The following is a 6,810-nucleotide window of genomic DNA, read 5'->3' as shown; positions in this document are numbered from 1 at the left end:
CTGCCGGTGGCGGCGATGGTGGTGGCGGCGTGGCAGTTGCGGCGGGTGGCCTCGACCGGCATCTGGCCGAGTCACTATCTGGTGCGCACGTTCCTGGCGCTGGGGTTGGTCGGGCCGGTGGTGTACGTGCTGTTCCCGGTGGTCGGGCCGATGTTCGCGTTCGGCCCCGACGGTCACGGCCTGCAGGTGGGCGATTACTGGCCGCGTATCGTGCCGCCCGTCGATCACCATCCCGGGCTCTTGGGCTTCGACACCGTGACGCCCCGCAACTGCATGCCCTCCATGCACACCGCCTGGGCCACGACGGTCTTCCTGCATTCGCGCCGCGCCGCCGACGGTTCGCCCGCGCCGCGCTGGCTGCGCTGGGGCGGCGCGTTCTGGCTGGCGGCGACCCTGACCGCGACCCTCGGCTTCGGCTACCACTACGGCGCCGACCTGCTCGCGGGCGCGGTGCTGTGCCTGACCGTCGAATCCGCGCTGCGCGCGCCCGAACGCGGCTGGGATCGCGCCCGCCTCCGCGCGGTCGCCGGTGGTCTCGCGCTGCTGGCGGCGCTGCTGCTGTGCTATCGCTACCTGGCCGTGTGGATGGCCGAATACCCGGTTCCGGCGGGCGTCCTCGTGCTCGGTGTCGTCGCGGCCTACTTCTGGTTGTTCTACGCGACCTGGTTCGCCCGCACCCCGGCGGCGCAACCGGCCGAGGCGGCCGAACCCGCGGCGCGACAGGCCTAGTCCACGTCGTCGCCGAGTTCGTTGATCAGCAGCAGACCGTCGCGGTCGCGCTGTTCGCGATAGGCGGTGCGGCCCAGCAGGTGGGCCACGGCCGGAATGGTCAGCAGGGTGAACAGCCCGACCAGCAGCAGCATCCACACGTTGCCGTGGCCGCGCAGCTGGATGGTGGCGCCGATCAGGATCAGGACCAGTCCGACCACTTGCGGTTTGGTGGCGGCGTGCATGCGCGAGAGGGTGTCGGGGAAACGCACCAGCGCGATCGCGGCGGTGAGGGCGAAGGCGGCGCCGAGCACCATCAGCCCGAACGACAGCCCGCGCAGCGCGGTATCGAGCCAGCCCGTCATCGGTCGTCCCGCACCCGGAACCGGGAGACCGCGGCCGAGCCGAGGAATCCGACCAGCGCCAGCGCGACGATGCCGGGCAGCACCGCGGTGTCGTCGCTGTAGGTCGCCCACACCGCCAGTCCCGCGGCGGCGATGCCGATGATCGAGTCGATGGCGACCACGCGGTCCAGGGTGCTCGGCCCGGCGAGGATCCGGTAGCTGGTCAGCAGGGCCGCGGCGACCAGCAGTACCCCGGTGATCAGTGCGACGGCCGTCATCAATCCTCCTCGGAAGCGGTTGCGGCCCGGGGCGACTCGTGCCACTCGCCCGGCCGTTCGAAGGACTGGATCAGCAGCCGCTCGACCCGGCGGGTGACGCGGTAGAACTTGTCCACCGCCGCCTCGCTGCCCACGTCCAGCACGTGCACCCAGACGGTGTGCGTGGACCGGTCCAGCTCCAGCACCATGGTGCCGGGAATCATGTTGAGCACGTCGGTGCACAGCACGAAGACCAGGTCCGAGCGGATGGACATCCGCACCCGCAGCACCCCCGACACGGGCGCACCGGCCGGGCGGACCGCGAACCAGGCGATCTGCAGACTGGATTCGAGCGCGTAATACGAAGCGACGACGATCAATTCGAGCAGCGACAGCGGATGCAGCCGTCCCGAGACCGGCACTCGCGGCAGCGGCATCGCCACCATGATCACCGCGCCGATCGCCAGCCCGGCCAGCGTGTTGGCGACGCTCAGATCGCCCCACAGCGCCGTGTAGACCAGCGCCAGCCACAGCAGCACACCGATGCGGACGACGGTTTCGCGGCTCATCGGTCGCCTCCCGACCGCCACGAATCCGGCGTTCCCAGCACGGTTTCCAGGTATCGTCCGCGATCGTTCAACTCGTCGGCGGCGCGCGCGGCGATGCCGAGCACCGGGCCCGCGAAGGCGGTGAGTGAGAGCCCGACCGCGAGCAGCGCGACGGTGGGCGCCAGCATCAGGCGCGGCATGCGGCCGGGGTCGACGCGGTCGTCGAACTGCACGTCGGTCGACTCGTCGATCAGCCCCGAGGGCGCCGCGTCGGCCAGATCGCCCTCGGGCGCCTGCACCCGCGGCCGCCAGAACGCCTTGCTCCACACCCGCGCCATCGCGTACAGCGTCAGCAGGCTGGTCAGGATCGATCCGCTCACCAGCACCCAGGCCAGCACGCTGCCGTCGGCCACGCCCGCCTGCAGCAGCGCGGCCTTGCCGATGAAGCCCGAAAGCGGCGGAATGCCACCGAGATTGAGGGCCGGGATCCCGAACAGCAGGGCCAGCGCGGGGCTCGCGGCGAGCAGCCCGCCGAGCCGGCTCAGCGACGCCGACCCGGCCTGCCGCTCGATCAGGCCCACCACCAGGAACAGCGTCGTCTGCACCAGAATGTGGTGGGCCACGTAGAAGACGGTGCCGGTGAGCCCGGCCGCGGTATTCAGCCCCACCCCGAACATCAGGTAGCCGATATGGCTGACCAGAGTGAACGACAGCAGTCGCTTGATATCGCTCTGCGCGATGGCGCCCAGGATGCCGATCAGCATGGTGAACAGCCCGCACACCATCAGCACATTGTCGAAGCTGTCGGACGGGAACAGCAGCGTGTGCATCCGGATGATGGCGTACACACCGACTTTCGTCAGCAGGCCCGCGAAGACGGCGGTCACCGGGGCGGGCGCGGTGGGGTAGGAGTCGGGTAGCCAGTTCGACAGCGGGAACACCGCCGCCTTGATGCCGAAGGCCACCAGCAGCACGGCGTAGACGGCACTGCGAATTCCCGTGGGCACCTCGCCCATTCGCACCGCCATATGCGCCAGGTTCAGGGTGCCGGTCGCCGCGTACGCCAGCGCGATGCCGGTGAGGAAGATCAGCGACGACACCATCGACACCATCACGTACGACACCCCGGCCCGCACCCGGTCCGCGCTCGCGCCGAGGGTCAGCAGCACGAACGACGCGGCCAGCAGCACCTCGAAGCCGACGAACATGTTGAACAGGTCACCGGCCAGGAAGGCGATCGAAACACCCGCGCTCAGAATGAGATACGTCGGCTGGAAGATCGAGGTGGGCTGCCGCTCGGTGCCGTCGCTGATGCCCTGTCCGACGGCAAACACGAGCACCGCCAGCAGCACGATCGACGACACCAGCAGCATGGCCGCCGACAACCGATCGACCACGAGCGTGATCCCGATCGGTGTGCCCCAGTGGCCGACCTGCAGTGCCGCCATCCCGTCCCGGTCGGCCAGGTAGAGCAGCAGCCCGGCGATCACCACCACCGCCGCCAGCGCGGCGATCGAAACGATCTGCTGCACTCGCGGTTTGCGCCCGACGATCAGTGTGGCCGCCGCGGTCAGCAGCGGAATCAGCACCGGCAGCGCGGTGAGGGTGGGCATCAGGCCGGGCGCGAGGGTCATTGCTCGGGGTCCTCGCCCTCGCGGCGCGCGGCCACCTTCACGTCCTCGGGGTCGTTCTCGACGCGCTCGCTGGTGGTCAGGGCGTAGGCGCGGTAGGCCAGCGCGAGCACGAACGCCGCCAGGCCCATCGTGATCACGATGGAGGTCAGCACCATCGCCTGTGCCAGCGGGTCGGCCGAATCCCGTTGTGTCCGATCGGTCTGGCCGAGGATCGGCGGGCGGCCGTCCGGTCCGCCGACGGTGAGGATGAGCAGGTTCACGGCATTGCTGAACAGGATCATCCCCAGCAGCATCTTCGACACCGCGCGTTCCAGCAGCAGATAGACGCCGCACGCGGTGAGGACGCCGACCAGGACGAGCAGCGTGATGTTCGCGGTCATCGGGTCTCCCTCGTCGATTCCCCGGTCCGCGTGGAGATCGTCGTGATCGCGGGCCCCTCGGTGTCCAGCCGTGCGCCCAGGCTGCGCAGTGCGTCGAGCACCAGGCCCACCACGATCAGATACACGCCCAGGTCGAACAGCAGGGCGGTGACGAACTTGACGTGCCCGAGCAGCGGCAGCGTCACCTCCACGATCGCCGACGACAGCGGCGGCGCGCCGAGCAGCAGCGAACCGGTCGCGGTGCCGGCGGACAGCGCCAGCCCGGCGCCCAGTACGTGACCCGCGTCGACCGGCAGGGCCTCGGCCAGCTCGTAGCGGCCGCCCGCCAGATAGCGCAGGACCAGGGCCAATCCGGCGGTGAGCCCGCCGGCGAACCCGCCGCCGGGGGCGTTGTGCCCGGCGAAGAAGAAGTACGCGGACAGCATCATGAGGGTCGGGAAGACCAAGCGCGTCGTCATCGCCAGCACCATCGAGCGGTGGCGCGGGGCGAGCAGCGGGGACGCGGGCAGCCAGTAGCTGCGGTCCGGGTCGGGTGTGTAGCCGGGCGCGTCGGCGACCCGGGGCAGCGTGCCGAAGCGGCGGCTGCGGAACATCAGCGACGCGACCCCGGTCGCGGCGACCACCAGCACCGAGATCTCGCCGAGGGTGTCCCACGCGCGGATATCGACCAGCAGCACGTTCACCGCGTTCTTCCCGCCGCCGAAACTGTAGGCGGCCTGCGGGATCCGGTGCCAGATCGGATCGGTGCCGCGCGCCGCGGTGGCGAATGCCGCGAGCACCGCGACCGCGGCGCCCACCAGCGCGGCCAGCAGCGCGCGGCGCGCCTTGAACGCGGTGGCCCGGTCGGGTTCGATCTCGGCCGGGAACTTGCGCAGCACCAGCACGAAGATCACCAGCGTCAGGGTTTCCACCAGGAACTGGGTCAGCGCCAGATCGGGCGCGCCGTGCAGCGCGAAGATGACGCCGCAGCCGTAGCCGGTGACGCCGACCAGCAGCACGCTCGCCAGGCGATTGCGCATCACGGTGGCGCCGATCGCCATCGCGACCATGATGAGCCCGATGATCAGCTGCAGCGGTGAGTCCCACAGCCGCAGACCCACCCGGGTCCGGGCGCCGAACGCCAGCATGGCGGTGGGCAGCACGATCAGCGTGATCAGGATCAGCGCCTGGTTGAGCGGGAGCGAACCGCGTTGCGTCGCACCGGTCATGCGCAGCGACAGCTGGTCCATCGCGCGCAGCGTCTTGTCGTAGACGCGGTCGGCGTTGCCCAGCCGGGGATTGGCCGTCTCGCCGATGCGATCGCGGATCTCGAACAGCACCAGGCCGCAGGCGATCACGATCATGGTCAGGGTCAGCGGATGTCCGAAGCCGTGCCACAGCGCCAGATCGGTGGGCTCGCCGCCGGGCAACGTCTCCGCGTAGGGCCGCAGCAGCCGGTCCAACCACGGCGCGGCCGGGCCCGCGGCCAGACTCACCACCGCCAGCAAGGCCGCGGGAGCCACGAACATCGCACCGGGCGGATGCCAATTCAGTTGCGGCTCCGGCGCTCCCACAGCCACGGACTTGGAACCGAAGGCGCCCCAGAGGAATCGCAGGCTGTACCCGACCGTCAGCATGGAACCGACCACCACGCCCGTGCCCACCGCCACCTTCACCGGCGCGGTCAGATTGTCGGCGATGAGAATCGCGCCCAGCGCGCTCTCCTTGCCCACGAATCCCAGCAGCGGCGGGATTCCGGCCATGCTCGCCCCGGCCAGGATCGCGGTGCCGCACAGCACGGGCGCGCGCCGGCCCAGCCCCGACAGTCGTCGCAGGTCCCGGGTTCCGGCGCTGTGGTCGATGATGCCGACCACCATGAACAGGCACGCCTTGAACAGCGCGTGCGCGACGAGCATCGTCACCCCGGCCAGGGCCGCGTCGGACGTGCCGATCCCGACCAGCGTGACCAGGAAGCCCAGCTGACTGACCGTGCCGAAGGCCAGCACCAGCTTCAGGTCGGTCACCTGTAGCGAGCGCAGACCGGCGAGCAGCATCGACACCAGGCCCAGGGTGAGGATTATCGGATGCCAGGGCGCACTGGCCGCGAACACCGGCGCCAGCCGGGCCACCAGGTAGACGCCGGCCTTCACCATCGCCGCCGCGTGCAGGTACGCGCTGACGGGGGTGGGCGCGGTCATCGCGCCGGGCAGCCAGAAGTGCAGCGGGACGATCGCCGACTTGCTCAGTGCGCCGACCAGGATCAGCACCACGGCGACACAGGTCGACCAGTCCTGCGGATCCGCCCGCACCAGGATCTCCGAGAGCAGATACGTGCCGCAGCGCTGCCCGATCAGGATGATGCCGACCAGCATCGTCAGGCCGCCCGCGGCCGTCACCAGCAGGGCCTGCAGCGCCGCGCGCCGGCCCGCGATCTGCTCGGCGTGATGGCCGACGAGCAGGAACGACAGCACGGTCGTCGCTTCCCAGAAGGTGAACAGCAACAACATGTTGTCGCTGGTCACCAGCCCGAACATGGTGCCCGCGAAGGCAACCAGATAGCCCGCGAAGATGCCCAGTCGCTGCCGGTCGTCATCGTCGAAATAGCTCGCGCAGTAGGCGAGGATCAGCGCGCCGATACCCAGCACCAGCGCCGACATGATGGAGGCGAGCGAATCGAACCGCAGATCCAGATCCATGTGGATGCCCGGCGCCCAGCCGACGTGCAGTTCCCGCCCGCTGTTCCAGTTCGCGACGACCCAGCCCAGGCTCGCCAGCGGCACCAGCGCCAGCAGATAGAACGCCCGCCGGCCCAGCACTCGCACGCATGGCGGCGCGAACAGGGCCGCGGCGGCGTGGGCGAGCAGGACTACGAGCAAACTTCACTCCGTCGGTCGGCGGCGGGGTGTGCGCAGTCGATACTACTTCGGCCCTTACGGGATTCGCGGCTGCCGTGGTTATGG

General features: G+C 70.0%; 7 protein-coding genes. 1 reads left to right on the top strand and 6 read right to left on the bottom strand.

Going from position 1 to position 6,810, the window contains the following annotated elements; translation table 11 throughout:
* Window positions 1-729 (top strand): phosphatase PAP2 family protein (locus QH470_RS05100; protein WP_280271088.1); only part of this gene is annotated, 729 nt, incomplete at its 5' end.
* Here the strand turns inward: QH470_RS05100 and mnhG are convergent.
* Genes mnhG through QH470_RS05070 form a run of 6 tightly spaced genes read right to left on the bottom strand, consistent with a single transcriptional unit; the run spans window position 726 to window position 6,726 of the window.
* Window positions 726-1,073, bottom strand: coding sequence for a monovalent cation/H(+) antiporter subunit G (mnhG, locus tag QH470_RS05095; protein WP_280271087.1), 348 nt, complete (start codon window positions 1,071-1,073; stop codon window positions 726-728). The two genes, QH470_RS05100 and mnhG, sit on opposite strands and share 4 nt — an antisense overlap.
* Entirely contained in the window at window positions 1,070-1,330 is a 261-nt protein-coding gene (locus tag QH470_RS05090; RefSeq protein WP_280271086.1) for a monovalent cation/H+ antiporter complex subunit F, read from the bottom strand. The genes mnhG and QH470_RS05090 overlap by 4 nt, the downstream gene beginning before the upstream one ends.
* Window positions 1,330-1,878 (bottom strand): Na+/H+ antiporter subunit E, encoded by a 549-nt coding sequence (locus QH470_RS05085; RefSeq protein ID WP_280271085.1) that lies wholly within the window; start codon window positions 1,876-1,878, stop codon window positions 1,330-1,332. The genes QH470_RS05090 and QH470_RS05085 overlap by 1 nt, the downstream gene beginning before the upstream one ends.
* Window positions 1,875-3,491, bottom strand: a complete 1,617-nt coding sequence (locus QH470_RS05080) for a Na+/H+ antiporter subunit D (protein ID WP_280271084.1) — start codon at window positions 3,489-3,491, stop codon at window positions 1,875-1,877. Before QH470_RS05080 ends, QH470_RS05085 begins: the two co-directional genes overlap by 4 nt.
* Window positions 3,488-3,871, bottom strand: a complete 384-nt coding sequence (locus tag QH470_RS05075; RefSeq protein ID WP_280271083.1) for a Na(+)/H(+) antiporter subunit C — start codon at window positions 3,869-3,871, stop codon at window positions 3,488-3,490. Before QH470_RS05075 ends, QH470_RS05080 begins: the two co-directional genes overlap by 4 nt.
* Window positions 3,868-6,726 carry a Na+/H+ antiporter subunit A gene (locus QH470_RS05070; RefSeq protein ID WP_280271082.1) on the bottom strand — a complete coding sequence of 953 codons (2,859 nt, stop codon included), beginning with the start codon at window positions 6,724-6,726 and terminating at the stop codon, window positions 3,868-3,870. Before QH470_RS05070 ends, QH470_RS05075 begins: the two co-directional genes overlap by 4 nt.
* Between the last annotated feature and the right edge of the window lie 84 nt (window positions 6,727-6,810).

This window comes from Nocardia wallacei, assembly GCF_029868745.1.
GTDB lineage: Bacteria > Actinomycetota > Actinomycetes > Mycobacteriales > Mycobacteriaceae > Nocardia > Nocardia wallacei_B.
The sequence above is the reverse complement of the archived record's forward strand: the minus strand, read 5'-3'. Positions and strand labels throughout refer to the sequence as shown.